This is a genomic window from Algoriphagus sp. 4150 (assembly GCF_031457395.1).
In the GTDB taxonomy this organism is placed as follows: domain Bacteria; phylum Bacteroidota; class Bacteroidia; order Cytophagales; family Cyclobacteriaceae; genus Algoriphagus.
On sequence record NZ_JAVDWS010000012.1, the window covers coordinates 145,840 to 161,423 of the forward strand.

14 protein-coding genes are annotated in these 15,584 nt (G+C 42.2%); 3 read left to right on the forward strand and 11 right to left on the reverse strand.

What is annotated here, in order from left to right; genetic code table 11:
* Positions 1–4 precede the first annotated feature (4 nt).
* From J2X69_RS15770 to J2X69_RS15780, 3 genes are all read right to left on the reverse strand, one after another.
* Positions 5–1,771 carry a class I mannose-6-phosphate isomerase gene (locus J2X69_RS15770; RefSeq protein WP_310105261.1) on the reverse strand — a complete coding sequence of 589 codons (1,767 nt, stop codon included), beginning with the start codon at positions 1,769–1,771 and terminating at the stop codon, positions 5–7.
* Positions 1,772–1,877: 106 nt separating this feature from the next.
* Positions 1,878–3,467: a RagB/SusD family nutrient uptake outer membrane protein gene (locus J2X69_RS15775; RefSeq protein WP_310105264.1), complete on the reverse strand. Its 1,590-nt coding sequence runs from the start codon at positions 3,465–3,467 to the stop codon at positions 1,878–1,880.
* Between the two features lie 12 nt (positions 3,468–3,479).
* The gene (locus J2X69_RS15780; RefSeq protein WP_310105265.1) at positions 3,480–6,572 is read right to left on the reverse strand and encodes a TonB-dependent receptor; all 3,093 of its coding nucleotides are present in this window, start codon (positions 6,570–6,572) and stop codon (positions 3,480–3,482) included.
* A 256-nt stretch (positions 6,573–6,828) separates the two neighbouring features.
* On the opposite strand from J2X69_RS15780, the gene J2X69_RS15785 reads away from it, so the two are divergent.
* Entirely contained in the window at positions 6,829–6,975 is a 147-nt protein-coding gene (locus J2X69_RS15785; protein ID WP_310105267.1) for a hypothetical protein, read from the forward strand.
* 210 nt (positions 6,976–7,185) lie between these two features.
* Here J2X69_RS15785 and J2X69_RS15790 read toward each other — a convergent pair whose 3' ends face one another.
* The 6 genes from J2X69_RS15790 to J2X69_RS15815 form a co-directional block, all read right to left on the reverse strand.
* Positions 7,186–7,614, reverse strand: a complete 429-nt coding sequence (locus J2X69_RS15790) for a DUF1801 domain-containing protein (RefSeq protein ID WP_310105269.1) — start codon at positions 7,612–7,614, stop codon at positions 7,186–7,188.
* 3 nt (positions 7,615–7,617) lie between these two features.
* Entirely contained in the window at positions 7,618–8,079 is a 462-nt protein-coding gene (locus tag J2X69_RS15795) for an effector binding domain-containing protein (RefSeq protein ID WP_310105272.1), read from the reverse strand.
* Between the two features lie 12 nt (positions 8,080–8,091).
* A complete protein-coding gene (locus J2X69_RS15800; RefSeq protein ID WP_310105274.1) occupies positions 8,092–8,841 on the reverse strand; it encodes a WYL domain-containing protein in 750 nt (249 codons plus the stop codon).
* Between the two features lie 98 nt (positions 8,842–8,939).
* The gene (locus J2X69_RS15805; protein WP_310105278.1) at positions 8,940–9,803 is read right to left on the reverse strand and encodes a TIM barrel protein; all 864 of its coding nucleotides are present in this window, start codon (positions 9,801–9,803) and stop codon (positions 8,940–8,942) included.
* 74 nt (positions 9,804–9,877) lie between these two features.
* Entirely contained in the window at positions 9,878–11,572 is a 1,695-nt protein-coding gene (locus J2X69_RS15810) for a GMC family oxidoreductase (protein WP_310105280.1), read from the reverse strand.
* A gap of 5 nt (positions 11,573–11,577) precedes the next feature.
* On the reverse strand, positions 11,578–12,135 hold the full coding sequence (locus J2X69_RS15815) for a gluconate 2-dehydrogenase subunit 3 family protein (protein ID WP_310105283.1): 558 nt from the start codon (positions 12,133–12,135) through the stop codon (positions 11,578–11,580).
* Positions 12,136–12,334: 199 nt separating this feature from the next.
* On the opposite strand from J2X69_RS15815, the gene J2X69_RS15820 reads away from it, so the two are divergent.
* Positions 12,335–13,435 (forward strand): glycoside hydrolase family 43 protein, encoded by a 1,101-nt coding sequence (locus J2X69_RS15820; protein ID WP_310105286.1) that lies wholly within the window; start codon positions 12,335–12,337, stop codon positions 13,433–13,435.
* Positions 13,436–13,537: 102 nt separating this feature from the next.
* Here the strand turns inward: J2X69_RS15820 and J2X69_RS15825 are convergent, their stop codons facing one another.
* On the reverse strand, positions 13,538–14,446 hold the full coding sequence (locus tag J2X69_RS15825; protein ID WP_310105288.1) for a class I SAM-dependent methyltransferase: 909 nt from the start codon (positions 14,444–14,446) through the stop codon (positions 13,538–13,540).
* A gap of 30 nt (positions 14,447–14,476) precedes the next feature.
* On the opposite strand from J2X69_RS15825, the gene J2X69_RS15830 reads away from it, so the two are divergent.
* Positions 14,477–14,599, forward strand: coding sequence for a hypothetical protein (locus J2X69_RS15830; protein WP_310105290.1), 123 nt, complete (start codon positions 14,477–14,479; stop codon positions 14,597–14,599).
* 131 nt (positions 14,600–14,730) lie between these two features.
* On the opposite strand, the gene J2X69_RS15835 is transcribed toward J2X69_RS15830, so the two are convergent.
* Positions 14,731–15,366 (reverse strand): hypothetical protein, encoded by a 636-nt coding sequence (locus tag J2X69_RS15835; protein WP_310105292.1) that lies wholly within the window; start codon positions 15,364–15,366, stop codon positions 14,731–14,733.
* Positions 15,367–15,584: the final 218 nt, after the last annotated feature.

A 15,584-nucleotide genomic window follows, 5' to 3' on the forward strand; every position in this document is an offset into this window, starting at 1 on the left:
GACGTTAGCAGGCTGAATCTTTGACATGGGAAATCACAACTTTTGCCCGTGTGGATCCCAGATTTTTCAGCGTGTAACTACCGGTAGCTGCCGGAATGGCAAAAGTTTCTGCAAAATGAAATTTGAGATCCCTGGCAGAAGAAGTATTCAGAGCCAAGCTTTCTCCCTCCACCAGCATCAATAGATGACACTGCCCATCGGTAGTTATGGTGATTTCAGAATCAAATTCATAGCGCATCACCTCGTAAAAATGATCCGGGTGCGTTGGAAGGATGATTTTCTCCCAGTCCTCTCCTGTCTCAAGCACCTCAGGCTTTGAGATCAAGGTATTTTGCACCACCTGTCCTTTTCTGGAAAAATCAAGATTCTCAAACGCACGGTCTACGTTAAGCGGTCTGGGTTCTCCGTTCAGATCCAATCGTTGCCAATCGTAGATTTTAAAGGTATAGATGTAGGGAGTAGCACTGATTTCCAACACCAGATTATCTGTTCCGCTACAATGGATAGTCCCATTTGGAATCAAATACAATCCATGCTTTTCTGAAGGAAGCTTTTGGACAAATTTTTCCACATCGATTGTTGATTTGGCAGCAATCGATTTTTCCAACTCCTCCCTAAACTCTTCAGGGTCGATATCTTCCTGAAATCCCAGATAAACATGGGATTCAGGAGTGGTATCCATAATGTAGTACGTTTCATCCTGGGTGAATTTCTCTCCAAAATGCTCTCTTGCATATGCAGGAGTAGGGTGGCACTGCACGGATAGATTATCCCCGTCAAAGGTGTCAAGAAAATCAAATCTGATCGGGAAATCATCCCCAAACCGATTGTATGCTTTGCCCAGCACTTTCTCTCCAGCCTTATACATCAGCCAATCAAAAGAAACTTCCAACAAGGTTCCTTCGGAAGAAAAAATCAGCCCGTTTTCCGGGACTATCATTTCAAAAGACCATGCATAATTTGGCTCGTTTTGAGGCAAATCCGGGATATTCTTCGACAACCACTGCCCTCCCCAGATGCCGGGTTCAAACCAAGGTCTCACGCGAAAATAAGATTCAGACATCGCATCCAATCCCGCCCTGAATACATCTCCACTCATCCAAGTAGGACTATTTGATCTTTGCTGATCTACGATGAAATCCACTTGGGACAATAACCTCTTCTTCTCTTTGTTGCAGATCACCCAATCCACAAAGAAAAAATGCTTGTAGGTTTGTTTGGAGCCTTTGACTTCTTCAGTGGCCAGATTAGTCACCGATCCTGCCCGCATTCTGTACTGAAGTTCATTCTTTGGCAAATCAAAATACACCAAAACCCCATTTATTCCGCTTAAAGATGCACCGCAACCATATACGATGATGGTCAGATCCTCAGGCTGATCAATTGCAGTAGAAAAAGAAGAAATGAAATATCCGCTTAGTTCAAGATCAGTTTTCTTCCCAAAGACCGGATCATCACCTCCAAGATAAGGAGCGGTGAGCTCTTGGATTTCAGTAGGGGATTTGTAATAATCGGCACAATTGATCAAAACGAACGCTCTATTTCTTTTTTCGAAATAGGAGGAAATTTCCGTTGAAATCTCGCTCCAGTCAACGCCCACATATCCGTCTAAAATAATTTTGTCTGCGGATTCAAGTTTTTCAAATAGACTTTCATAACTGTTGTGGATTTTTGCCGGTCCCAATTCGAAAGCAGGAAATATATCATAGGAGTCTGAATCCTGTTTGCTCTTTTCTATTGGAACTTGAGGCTGATTACTTAATCTGTTCATAATTTTTGGTAATACAAAGTGCAAAACAGTAGCCTGCACTTCTCTTTTAAGGGAACTGCCTGAAAATAGGGACGGGTACAAATCCCGTCCCTAGGTAATAATTAAATTAATTTGCGTAACCTGGATTTTGAGTCAGAGATGGATTTCTCTGTAACTCCTGCTCAGGAATTGGAAATAGCATGTTTTGTTGTTTAATTGAGCCGTTGAAGAAATTGGTAGCGCCCACAGCATCTACAAAATCAATATCTCCTGTGCCGTTGTTAAGCGGTTTTGGAAATTTCCCGGTCCTCATTACGTCAAACCAGATGGGAAATTCAAAAACCAATTCCCGTACCCGTTCTTTCCAAACCTCTTGCACAAACTGTTCGGCAGAAAGACCTGACAGCTCATTTCTGATCTCCGCCGGGGATTTTTTCCACAGCGCTCTCTCCCGTATTTGCGCCAGATAATCTACAGCTTCAGCAGTTACCCCTTCAGACTTGGCAATTGACTCGGCTCCTATCAGTAAAACATTGGCGTAGGTGTACATCGGCATATCTTTATCCGAAAGAGCTGTCTCATAGGCAGCTTCCTGATCCTCCCACATAAACGGTGCACGCTGAAATTGTATGATTTCCCCATTCAGTTCAATAGAGGAGTGGAAATATTGCTTTTCTTGGATCCTCAGATCCTCATCGGGGTGGTAAGAAGCTATTAACGGCTGAGTAGGTGCATATGCATTATTGGCAATGGCGTAAGCAAGCAATGGAGACACAATGGAAGGATAACTCCAACTAGGGTAAATATTATTGACAATCCCGATTTCATATTCATAATAATAAATGAATTCACCCGGCACCTGATCCCTGTCTTTGATTTTGTTATAAGCCGAACCGTTTTCAATAATCTCTCCCGCACCATTCCTTGTATGCTGCACTAGGGCATAATTGCCGGAGTTGACAATCTCACGAACTGCCTGGGCAGACTTTGCATAATTATCCTCTCCTATTGCTGCACCACTCATAGTCAGATACGCTTCGGCCAAGACAGTCTGGGCAACGGTTTTCGTTATTCTGCTGCTGTTATTGACCATACTCATATCGGACAGTCCACCACTGGCTATTGCGGATTCGAGATCTTCAATTATAAGCGCATATACTTGGCTTGCCGGAGTTCTTTCCAGGAATAGATTTTCCAAGCTTTCGTAGGGCTCAGTGATCAGAGGCACTGCTCCGAACATTCTTACCAGATAATAATAGTTGAAAGCTCGAAAAAACTTCGCCTCAGCCATATACTGAGTCGTCTGCGTCTCACTTATCCCTGTGGTTTCCGGAATGTATTTGATTGCATTGTTGGCTCTGGAAATCCCTCTATACATGTCCGACCACATCGAATTAAAATAGTCAGAAAGGTTAAGCCCATCATGGGTCATATTCTGTCCCCTTTGTACATGGACTTCCTGGCCTTTGTATTCATTGTCCACAAAGCCCGAAAGGTAAGGACCAAACATTATCCTTGCTCCCGAGTAGGATCCATTTGCTTGGAAAAATTGCATAGCACCGGTTCTATAAAGTGCATTCACAGCATCGCGTGCATGCTCAGGACGGGTAAAATATTGGGTTGAAGCAACTTCATCTTTTGGCTTTTCTTCCAAAAACCCATCACAGGCTGAGGCCAACAACAAGACCCCTATGTATAATATAGTTAACTTTTTCATTTGAGTTGAGGATTAAAATTGCAGACTAAGTCCTACAGTGAATGTTCTGGGACGGGGATATTGGAAGAAGAAAATATTCTGCCCCCATTGGTTTCCTTCCCAAGAAGAAGCTTCCGGGTCATATCCTTTGAAATCATCAGAGTGGATCAAAAAGGCATTTTGAACACTGGCATATATTCTCATTTTGTTCAATCCTGTCCTATCAAGTAGTGTTTGGTTGAACGAATACCCAAGAGAAATCAAATTGCCTCTGATGTAGGATCCATCAGCTACCCAATGGCTGTCCACTTCACTGTTTTGGCCTGAGTAAGGACCGTTTCTGATCTGCTGCACCATCGTATTTTGGTTGGTTTCAGTCCATGCATCATAAAGCACATCTTTTAACCCACTGGAATATCCTGTTCTATCCTGCGTGGAGTGGAAATATTGTTGCAATATGTCTACACCTGCAACAAATTGGATGTCCAGAATCAAGTCGAAGTTTTTGTAGTAGAAGTTATTGATAAAACTTCCCGTCCAGTCAGGCAATCCATTTCCGATAATCTTACGCTCAGCACTTCTTTTGGCTTCGCCGGGTATAGCTCCTACTTCAGCTGCCGCAGCAGCTTCGTCAGTGCCCCATGTCCCCAATCTTTCATAGCCCCAAAAGGAACTCAAAGATTCTCCTACACGTAGAATTGTCTGGCTGCCTGATACCCAATTTGGACCAGGGAAGATATCCTCATTATTCTCACCCAATTTTTCAATTTTATTTTGGTTGTAAGAGAAATTCAGATTGGTCTCCCAACTGAAATCCGAGGTGGTAATGGGATGCGCCTTCACCAAAAATTCTATTCCCTGATTGGAAACCGAACCTATATTGTCCCTCACTGCGGAAAATCCTGTAGAAGACGGCACAGGTCTATCCAGAAGTAAGTCTGTGGTTAGTTTGTGATAATAGTCAAAGCTAAAAACCAATGCTCTATCCAATAAAGCCAAGTCAAATCCCACATCAAATTGTCGCGTTTTCTCCCATTCCAAATCCGGATTTGGAAGACGGTTCACATAGCTAATAGGTGCTCTGGTTCCATTGATCAGTGTAGTACCCGTGGATATTGTCCCCAAAGACTGGTAAGTAGGTATCTCGGTATTTCCTGTAACACCAAAACTGGATCGGATCTTCAATTCATTGATACTGGCCATATTCTGCATAAAAGGCTCATTGGACAGCACATAACCGACTCCCACTGAAGGGAACATACCGTACTTATTATTGTCCCCAAATCGTGACGACCCATCAACTCTCCCCGTGAAAGTCACGAGATATTTGCTTTTGTAATTATAATTTCCACGGACGAAATAGGAATTCATACTCCACTCGTCATAGCCTGAATTGGGTGTGCCCGGCTGACTTGCAGACTGCATTCTGTTAAACCTAAATGTATCATCAGAAAATCCTGTAGCACTTATATTGAAAAACTCAGATGTTCTTTTCTGCCAGCTGAGACCCGCCATGGCATTAATAGAGTGGTCACCAAATTCCTTATTGTAAGTCAGGTAATTTTCCTGCTGCCAATACAAAGTCCTACTGTTTCCCAAATAAGCAGATCCATTGGGTGAAGAAATATTGATCAGATCGGTAGGACTGTATATTTGTTCGTTGTAGTCGTTTTTGTCAAAGCCCAGTTGCGTACGGAGATCCAGTCCCGGGAGAATATGAAATGTAGTATAGACATTGCCGAACAGCTTCGTTCTTTTTCTCAACCGGTCTTGGGTAGTCAACACATGAACAGGATTTGGAATTGCCTCAAGTCCATAAGGATCCGACACCATTCCTGAATTGCTCCAGGTTCCGTCAGGAAATTTGACGGGAAAAATTGCCGGCATTTCGATCATGGATCTTCTTGGCATCTGATGCCCTCCGCTTTCTTCAAAGACATTTTCGGTGGTATTGTTTGCCAATAAATTTAGCCCTACTGAGAACCACTTTTTAGGATTTGCGTCAAAAGCGAACTTTCCGTTTACCCGCTTCAGGTAATTGTTCAGCATGATCCCCTGCAGATCCGAATAATTCACAAAAGCACCAAAAGAGGATTTTTCCGCTTTTGACTGGAATGATAACTGATGGTTTTGGGACAAGGCTGTTCTTGTCGCTTCCTCCTGCCAATCAGTATCATAAAGCGGATTTCCATTTGCATCAAACAAATTGGGATCGTTCCTGGTGAACGCAGGAATTGGGGAATCGGGACGGTATTTACTATGATTTGCAAAACCCGTCTCCAGTACTTCCATAAATTCATCGGCATTCAACACATCAAGCTTTTTCGGAAGTACACCTACACTAAAAAAACCGTCATAACCTACCGTCACCCCCGTGTTCTGAGCCCCCCGTTTGGTGCTCACCATTACGACACCATTTGCTCCCCTGGCACCATATATTGCTGTGGAAGATGCGTCTTTCAACACTTCCATGCTTTGAATATCGTTTGGATTTAGAAATTCGATATTCTCCATCACTACACCATCAACTACATACAAAGGCTGGGAAGAAGAGTTGATCGTGCCCAATCCCCTAATCAACACTCTTGGGCTGGATGAGGGAGATCCTGAATTCAAAAACACGTTTACACCGGCTACTTTCCCCTTCAAACCCTGCAATGCATTTACAATAGGCGCGTTTAACAGTTCATCACCGCTTACCATACCCACAGAACCGGTAAGGTCAGATTTTTTCTGTGTACCATACCCTACCACTACCACTTCTTCAAGACTATCCGCAGTAGGATCCAGATTAATCTCCAGTTCTGTCTGTGCTCCCAAAGGATATTCTAACGATTTCATACCAATAAAACTGAATACCAATACCGGATCCGGTGTAGTGACAGCAATCGTAAACCTCCCATCAATATCAGTAACCACACCCTGTGTAGTCCCTTTGACAAGAATATTGACTCCCGGCAGTGTTTCTTTTGTCGAATTGTCATAGACAACCCCAGAATAGGTTTTGCTCTGTGATTGGGCAAAACCCACAATCTGAACCAATAAAAAAAGCATGAGTGTGAGGTGCAGAATTTTGGGCTGCAGCCGTAACTCATGCTTTTTGCTAATAAATAAAGATTTTTTCATGGATTTTGATTTAGGTTAAATGTTCATATGTTTAAACATTTAAACTTAAACGTTTAACGCTTATTAACAAAGGATTAAGGTTTTTTATTTCCAAAAAATTACTCCCCCTAACTACAGAACTTATTAGTTTTGACGACAGAATTCCACGTAGTCTTATAAGCTGATAATCCCGAATTACGCATTAGAAAATCTACTGCGAATCTTAATCCCTGCTTCTGGTTAAATAATACGATAGGGATTTATAACCTTGCGTAGCATGGAAGCGATCATCATCCGAATCTCACTTTCCCATACTCTTATACTAAAAATCAATTCAGGTAAACTTCCGAAATTTGGATTCCACAATGACGTAGTAGCTTTATCAGCTACTGAAAAGGCTGTTGTGGAGTCAGGCTCACCATGATTCCGATACACGTCATCCAGAAATCAATAGCCGTCACACGGGAAACGAAGGGCAGCCTTAAGCCTTAAAAACTATGCATATTACATTGAACAATCCCCCCTCTATACTCAAGAGCCCCCAGTCTAAAAAACTCTGGCCAGTGGAGACTGAAATGCACGCATTCTATTTAGTCTCTCCTCAATACCCGCAAAAAGTAAACTACCCAGTAGATCAAATCCCCAAGGTGATCAGGTGCTTTACCTTGTGGTAACTCAACGATGCTTTTATGCATTCTTTCAATTCCATGACCGGGATTTTTTGGTTTAGCTGAAACACAATTGCCCTATTTCCTTCAAAGTGGAATTTGCGGTCGAAAACCAATCTAAACGTATGGACTAGTCTACTTGTACATTGGAAGTACATCGCATACTGATCGGGTGATCTTTCTTTCCAATCCATTCTCAATGTACTTCCGTTTTTAGTCACAAAACTGGGCTCGCCCCATTTCAATGTAACTTCCATCTCACTAATACCTTCTGTTTCCTCCGCTGTCTCTATCACCAGCTCTTTTAAGAATTGCATTTTATCCCGAACTGAATCAGGATAGTTCGCAAATACCTCATTGACTTTAGGATTTGTTTTCAGTACTAGCTTCCCCATAATCTATTCTTCTACAGCCACAAAAAAATCCACTTCTGCATCAGACGGATCTTGGGCCTTCTCTCCGTAGGCTTCAAAATCTGCCGTGTAAAGCCTGCTTAAATCCATTTCCCAGATTTTGGTCCAATGAGTTACAATTAGTCCTTTCATCAAATCTCCTTTCGCAGAAGTTTTTATGTAGGTCCCTCCATCAAAAGATTTTCCCACCATCCCTTCGGGGATTTCATCGAGGCTTCCCACTTTACAGCCGAGCATAGCAGTATACGGTTTCGTATGGTCTCCTTCGTAGTCGGTGTACAGGGAATAGATGGTATAATCTACCTTGTTGGGAATTTTCTCCAAAATGCCCTCTCCCATAAAGCGCTGCCACAATCCGGCAATTTCCCTATCGGCTTTCTGCCCTTCATTTGTAGTCCTAATGGCAATACCGATCAACTTAAACGGTTCAATCTTCACTTTTTGCATAATTTCAACTATCTAATTTGATGCAAAGCTAGACTCCCCTTGTGACATAGGTATGTCAGGCCTACTTGACTTTTTTCGGCATTCTTCCAAATATTGCTCCAAGGTCATTTTGTGAGGTTCGAAATGCACCTGTGTCTGCGAAAGTCGCTGAATACAATCCAATCGGAATGCCCTAAAGTCATTGCGTTTGCGGCAAAAGGCAATCAAAACCCAATTGTCTTGGGTCGTGTATAAGGCAAAGGGTTCTATCTCCCTTTTTGTATGTTGCTTGTCCAAAGAAAGATAGTCCACATGAATTACCCGAAAGTTTGCAATGCAGGACTGAAGTTCAATTAGGTAATTGCTGGTTTTCTCGTTGCTTTGATTGCTCCTTACCTGGATTCGTTGGGCAAGGATTTCCGTTTTGGCTTTTTGGGTAAGCTGAAGTACAGATTTGATTTTTGTAATGGCATTTTGATAGTGTTCAGCCAATGATCGGTCCTTGTTCTTCAAAATCAAATGTTCCGCTGTGATGAGGGCACTGGCTTCTTCTTCGGTAAACATTACCGGTGGAAGTTTATACCCTTCCATTATCGAATATCCTTTTCCTTCCTCAGTCACAATGGGAATTCCCGACTGCTCCAATGTTCTAATGTCCCGATAAACCGTTCGGATACTTACCCTGTGTTTTACAGCAATATCCTTTGCCGATACGATTTGCTTTGATTGCAATTGGGTGATGATTGCTGTCAATCGTGTAAGTCTTGGTTTATCTTTTGCCATAGTGAAAATAAAAGAATAGCACCTAAAAGCTTGGGATCAAATATCGACAAAACCAATTGAATTGATTTAGAATTACAGGAATTAAATGCAATTCTGCATCAATACGTCAAACTTTTCAGGTAGGCTATGCTTTTAGGGAGATTCACCAGCTCTTCCTCGCTTTCATCTTCGATAAACATGTGCTTAATACCGATCTTATTGGCCTCACGCAGAATACCCGGAATATCCAGTTCGCCTGTTCCCAACACCACATCGTTTTCAGGACCGGTATGTCCTGTCATGTTCTTTGGAGCACCTTTTCGGAAGTCCTTCAGATGCAATGAAACCCATCTTTTACCATATTTTTTCAATAGGCCAACAGGATCCGCTCCACCGAAATGCGTCCACATCACATCCATCTGGAAGGAAACATACTTGGGGTCTGTATTCATTACGATATAGTCAAATAAAGTTCCTTTTTCGTAGGGTTGAAATTCATAGCCATGCACATGATACATAAATGTGATCCCGTTTTCCGCCAACACTTTTCCGCTTTCGTTGAATGCTTTAATCGCCCGATCTGCGTTCTCCTTGGTAAAGTCACCATCATGGGGAAGCCAGGCCACCATCAGGTACTTTGCCCCCAATGCTTTCACCTGATCTGCTACCTTTTGAGGGTCAGCTTCCAGCTGCTCAAAACCTGTCCCCGTAGATGGGACACTGATTCCCCTATCCGAACAGAGTTTAATAAATTCTTCTGCACTCATACCTCTGGGTGCTCCGCCTTCCAACTCTTCAAACCCCATTTCCTGAATAATATCAAGCGTGGATTCCACACCGTTTGCCCAGTGATTTCGGAATGAGTAGGACTGAACCCCAAGAGGAGCTTGCATCAGAGGATCACCTTTTTTCTGCGCAAAAGTTGTGACAGGAAGCATACCGATCACAAAAGCGGCAAGTATTAGAATATTTAATTTCTTCATTTCAAAAGGATTAGAAAATTTTAAGATTGGAAAATTTGACTTTCACTGGGGGTTGTCTACTGTAGTAATTGGACTTATAGATTCTGCCGGTTAAGTTCCTCCACGGCATGATTTGCTGCCCGTGCGGTCAAAGCCATAAAGGTCAGCGTAGGATTCTGGGTACTGGTACTGGTCATACAGGCACCATCCGTGACGAAGACATTTTTGCATGCATGAAGTTGGTTATACTTATTCAAAAGTGAGGTTTTGGGATCATGTCCCATCCGCACGCCGCCCATTTCATGAATATCCGATCCTGGATCAGCATGCGAATCTTCCACTTTGATATTGGTAAAACCTGCTTTCTCATACATCAGCGTCTGCTGCTCCACAAAATCAGCCGTCATCTTGTCATCGTTTTCCTTCCACTCTACAGAAAGAATAATTTGGGGAATTCCATATTTATCCACCTGATCGGTACTAAGGCGAATATGATTCTCCTCCACGGGAACTGTTTCCCCCTGCATCCAGGCAGCCATGTGCCAGACCCCATATTTTTGATTGAGCAGATTATCACGAAGCTGATCACCGATCATACTAGTATCTGATCCCAAGGCTCTTCCTCCGGACATCCCTATGGAATAGCCCCGAAGAAAATCAGTGTCTTGCTTGAATACATTTCGAAATCTCGGCACATAGGCATGACCGGGATTTCTTCCGTCATTGAATTTATCCGCGAATCCTTCAAAACTCGCGCTGCCCTTGCCACGGTAATTATGGCAGGCCAGGAATTTGCCCATCAAGCCATTTTCATTTCCTATTCCTTCGGAAAAAGTAGAAGATTTGGAATTGAGCAAAATGGCATTTGAAGCAATCGTAGAAGCATTTACAAAAATGATTTTGGCATAAAACTCTATGGCTTCTTTTGTATTTCTATCGATAATTCTCACTCCTATGGCTTTGCCTTTGGCGTCATCATACAGAATGGATTCTACCACAGCGTCAGGACGTACAGTAAGATTCCCCGTCTTCTCCGCCCAGGGCAAAGTGGAAGCATTTGAAGAGAAATACCCTCCATAGACACAGCCTCGGTTGCACATGGCCTGATGTTGGCATTTATTTCTTCCCTGTTGCCGATGAATCTCCTGGGGATCTGTCAGATGCGCACAGCGACCTTGAATCAAATATCGGTTGTCAAAATTAGACGCCAGTTGTTCTTTATAATAGTTCTCAATGCAACTCAATTCAAATCCTGGCATCACGTCCGAATCGGGCAGCTCTGCCAGTCCGTCCCTGTTACCGGCAATTCCGGCGAATTTCTCCACATAGGCATACCAAGGTTCTATATCTTTGTAGCGAATCGGCCAATCCACTGCAAAACCGTCCCGAACCGGGCCTTCGTAATCAAAATCACTCCATCGCTGGGTGGCCCGTGCCCAAAGTAAAGACTTGCCTCCCACATGATATCCACGAAACCAGCGAAATGGTTTTTCCTGAATTACAGGTTGCTCGTCATCAGCCAGGGTCCAATGGGCAGTCTCTTCCCTCAGCCATCGTCCTCCGCCCATTCCTGATCTTTTCTCCAAGGGGATTGCACCGCGAAATTCAAATTCCCAGGGAGCCTTGGAAGCTGTAGGGTAATCTTCAACATGCTTGACCATCCGTCCGCGCTCAAGCACCAGTGTTTTCAGCCCTTTTTCCGTCAGTTCTTTGGCAGCCCAGCCACCGCTGGCTCCTGATCCTATGACGATCGCGTCATATGTTCTTTTCTCTTTTGAATCTTGCAACATCGTAATTAGGTTTGGGCGGGAATATCAGCGCAACCATGGTAGTATCCCGGAGCTACTTTGTAGTTTCTATAATCAACCATGACTTCTTTCACTGTGGTGAAACCTGCGATGGTTTCCGACTTCATTACCTCAAAAAACTCACGCTCATCCTTATTTTCTGAAGTTGCCAATTCTAGGAGGAACTGTTCCCTTTCTTTATGAGGGAGCTTATAAAAGCTTTTACCTAGTTCATTTCCTGTATGAGCATCCAAAGCAGCCAGTTGGGATTTGATTTTATCCTGATCTTCTTTAGCATAGCAATGCTCAAAAATTTTGATCAGGTAGACATCTGTGCCTGTGCTGAGGGCACCTATCGGTTTGGCATCCGGAGTGGGTGTTTTGGGCGGTAGTCCTGCAGGGATGATCGTATCCGCAATGGCAGAAATAAGTTTTTCTTCTTTGGAAGTGAAAAAGCCCTGATGGTCAATGCCACCAAGAAGTTGCCACTTCCACTCCGCAAGTGCCAGACCTGCAATTCCCACGGCAGCACCGCCCAGGATTTTCAGGGAATTTCTTCTGTTCATAGATTAGATTGGGTTATCGGAGGTCTAATATAGAACTTTAGACCACATCCCGCCAATCAAATCCACCAAAGGCAAATCATTGGCATAAATGGGTATTTCTAAAATAAAAACCATATAACCGGCAACAAAACCACACTTTATTACCCAAAACCCAGCTATTCAAACTATATTTATTTCAATTAACCTAACTAACCTATTTATGAAAAACCTATTGACGTATTTGCCGGCATGCTGTGCCCTTTTAATGCTCGCTTCATGCGGCAATTCTACAGAAACAACAGAGAGCACCGCTACAGTCCCAGCAACTGACAGCACGGCAAAGTATCTTTCCCAGCCACTGATTTCAGATCATTATACCGCAGATCCTTCGGCACATGTTTTTGAGGGAAAAATCTACATCTATCCCTCCCATGATGTAGAATCGGATGTTCCCCAGGACGACTTGGGAGCGCATTTCAATATGATGGATTACCATGTTTACTCCATGGATTCTCCAGACGGAGAGATTACAGATCACGGCAAAGTACTTGGCGCAGAAGACATTCCTTGGGCAAAAAGACAACTTTGGGCACCTGATGCAGCGGAAAAAGACGGGAAATATTACCTCTATTTCCCTGCCAAGGATGAAAAGGATATTTTCAAAATCGGTGTGGCAGTCGGCGATTCCCCTATCGGTCCATTTACCGCTCAGCCACAACCTATTAAAGGAAGTTACAGCATTGACCCCTCTGTTTTCGGGGATAGTGACGGAACGTATTACATGTACTTCGGAGGAATTTGGGGCGGGCAACTGCAGAAATACCGCAACAATAAATTTGAAGACAAAGGAAGTGCTCCAACGGATGGGCTTCCGGCAGACGATCAGCCAGCCTTGGGTCCTATCATTGCCAAAATGAGCGATGATATGTTACAGTTTGCTGAGAGTCCGAAGGAAATTAAGATTCTGGATGAAAATGGCAGCCCTATTTTAAATGGCGATAATGCCCGCAGGTTTTTTGAAGCTGCCTGGATACATAAATATAAGGGCACTTATTATTTGTCATATTCCACAGGCGACACACACTTCATTGCTTACGCTACCGGGGACAATCCCTATGGTCCATTTACTTACCAAGGCGTAGTCCTGAATCCGGTAGAGGGATGGACAAATCACCATTCTATCGTGGAAGTGAAGGGGAAATGGTTTATCTATTACCATGACACGCAGCTTTCAGGAAAAACCCATCTGAGAAATATTAAAGTTGCGGAATTAACGCATCTGGAAGATGGCAGTATCCAACCTATAACTCCTGTCGAATAAGGGGAAATCAAAACATCATTCAATAAAAAAAAAGTAGTCTGAACCCCGATATCGCGTACTTATCGGGGTTCAGACTACTGTCATATTACGGATAAACATCTTTTAAATTTTCCTGAACCAAAAAGATCCGCCATGTTTCTCTACCTCGGCAAAGTATCCATCATCCCAGATCGGATTTAGCGTAGCTGCAATCTCTTTTGTTTGACTTACATAAAAACAGGGTAATAAAATCTCTATTTTATCCAGACCATACAAAAGCAAATTGGCAAGCATGTATTGTTCGGAATAAAATCTATTTGACCAATTCTGGGGATAATCAAAGGGCAATAAAATATCATGGATCTGAACAATAACTCCTTTTTTAAGATTTGGGATAACATCCAAAAAAACCGTGGTTACGTCAGAATTCATAAATACCCTATGGGAATTGTCAATAAATAAGATGTCCCCCTCTTCCAAATCATCAAAAACAGACAAGTCAACTTCCTCTAAGGGCTTTCTGATTACTTGATCACAAATCTCATTAATTTCAGCACGTGGTGCAGGATCAATTGAAATGATTTTTGTGGCGAGCCCAAAATCATCAATTGCCCTTTTGGCTATTTTGGTAGAGTTGCCTGAGCCAACTTCCATATACAGTTTGGGGTTAAATTTTAGCACATAACCATACAGGGAGATAAGGTCCAATCCTGGAATGTATTCATTGATCCAAGTAGGCTCTTTAGAAGATTTTCTCAATGATTCATTCAATGGAATATTACGGAATCTATCCTTAAAGCTTAAAAAACCTTCTAAGTCAGATATATATTCTTTGTCCCGGGTCTCAAGTATTTTCATTAACCCCAAGTGGGGTTTTTCCAACGTATATCTTTGATTAAGATTTACAGGGTATTCAAGAAAAACACTTTTGCTTGGTTCAATTTCTTGAATCAGTTCCTTCACCTTTTGGAGATATAGAGGGTTGGATAGAAAAAGTTTTCTAAGGATTTTTTTAATGGTTTTGTGAATCATAGTTTGTAAAATTTGTCATGGCTTTCAAAAATGCTTCACTACATCCCTCCTCCCAATACGCATCGCTATGGGGAAACCCATGATACTGCGGAGCAGGGATTGAAGAGAAGGCACTTGATCCCGCTCCATAATGGGCTAAAGGAAAAGAAGTAGGTTCATCATTCTCAAAAATAAAAAGGCTAGCGTAAGAAAGTGAATAAAATGATAGAATCCCAGCACTCAGACTAACGCCATCGTTAAAAAAACCATCCGGCAGGCTGTTTCATTACTAAATCTAACGTAGATTATTTTTTCGTAAAAAGCTTACTCATACAAAATAATTGAATCAGTAAAATCAAACCAATTAGAACCGTCAATAGAATGCTCGTATTTGTCATTTTCAATAGTCGTTCTTCGATGGATGAAAGCTTTACAGATAGAGTAGAAACCTGTTCATTAAATTTGTAATTCCGTAAGCTTAATATTTCAAAATACATCTCATTACTTGCTTTATCTTTCAAAATCTGCTCTAACAACACAAGGTCATTCGGTGAAGAGAACATCGTCTTAGAAAGAGGAATTAAGGTATTGACATCATTGTACCCATGGGGAAACTCAAAACTCTTAGAGCCACTACAAGGCCCTACTGCGATTTTGTCACCCTCAATAGTTGATGCGTAAAATAACCATGTTGTCCATTTTTTTGGTCTCAACAGTTCATTATTGACTACTCCTAATAATGTGTCTTGAATACTTCCTTTAAATACCTCGATGACTTTAACTTCAAATTCAGACTCACTCGATTCAGTAACCACACCAATAAAAACCAGATCAGCTTGTTCAAAAGCTTCTAATTTTGAGATTTTTGAGCAATCACTGGCATATAGAATTTCACAACAGAAAATTAAAAATAGCAAAATGGTCAATTTTATTGTTTTCATACAAAATATTAGTTCATCCAAGTATTATTAATACTGATAACCCAAACCCGATAACTCCACACCCCAATGAGGTTCCGATCATTTCGCCGTTGCCTCCATAATAACCGGGACAGGTCTATAATTTCAGTTTAATTAAAATTTTTCTATTCTTTAGATTTATCCGAACACCTTTTCATAAATTCCTTAACGTGCTTCTTCTTTGCTTTCTCATAGCCGCC

What these genes read in the sequence shown, in the direction of transcription:
- J2X69_RS15820 (WP_310105286.1), top strand. Translation starts at nt 12,335, where the DNA reads ATGAAAAACCTATTGACGTATTTGCCGGCATGCTGTGCCCTTTTAATG.
- J2X69_RS15775 (WP_310105264.1), bottom strand. Translation starts at nt 3,467, where the DNA reads ATGAAAAAGTTAACTATATTATACATAGGGGTCTTGTTGTTGGCCTCA.
- J2X69_RS15830 (WP_310105290.1), top strand. Translation starts at nt 14,477, where the DNA reads ATGCTTCACTACATCCCTCCTCCCAATACGCATCGCTATGGGGAAACC.
- J2X69_RS15770 (WP_310105261.1), bottom strand. Translation starts at nt 1,771, where the DNA reads ATGAACAGATTAAGTAATCAGCCTCAAGTTCCAATAGAAAAGAGCAAA.
- J2X69_RS15835 (WP_310105292.1), bottom strand. Translation starts at nt 15,366, where the DNA reads ATGAAAACAATAAAATTGACCATTTTGCTATTTTTAATTTTCTGTTGT.
- J2X69_RS15810 (WP_310105280.1), bottom strand. Translation starts at nt 11,572, where the DNA reads ATGTTGCAAGATTCAAAAGAGAAAAGAACATATGACGCGATCGTCATA.
- J2X69_RS15780 (WP_310105265.1), bottom strand. Translation starts at nt 6,572, where the DNA reads ATGAAAAAATCTTTATTTATTAGCAAAAAGCATGAGTTACGGCTGCAG.
- J2X69_RS15805 (WP_310105278.1), bottom strand. Translation starts at nt 9,803, where the DNA reads ATGAAGAAATTAAATATTCTAATACTTGCCGCTTTTGTGATCGGTATG.
- J2X69_RS15800 (WP_310105274.1), bottom strand. Translation starts at nt 8,841, where the DNA reads ATGGCAAAAGATAAACCAAGACTTACACGATTGACAGCAATCATCACC.
- J2X69_RS15825 (WP_310105288.1), bottom strand. Translation starts at nt 14,446, where the DNA reads ATGATTCACAAAACCATTAAAAAAATCCTTAGAAAACTTTTTCTATCC.
- J2X69_RS15785 (WP_310105267.1), top strand. Translation starts at nt 6,829, where the DNA reads ATGGAAGCGATCATCATCCGAATCTCACTTTCCCATACTCTTATACTA.
- J2X69_RS15790 (WP_310105269.1), bottom strand. Translation starts at nt 7,614, where the DNA reads ATGGGGAAGCTAGTACTGAAAACAAATCCTAAAGTCAATGAGGTATTT.
- J2X69_RS15795 (WP_310105272.1), bottom strand. Translation starts at nt 8,079, where the DNA reads ATGCAAAAAGTGAAGATTGAACCGTTTAAGTTGATCGGTATTGCCATT.
- J2X69_RS15815 (WP_310105283.1), bottom strand. Translation starts at nt 12,135, where the DNA reads ATGAACAGAAGAAATTCCCTGAAAATCCTGGGCGGTGCTGCCGTGGGA.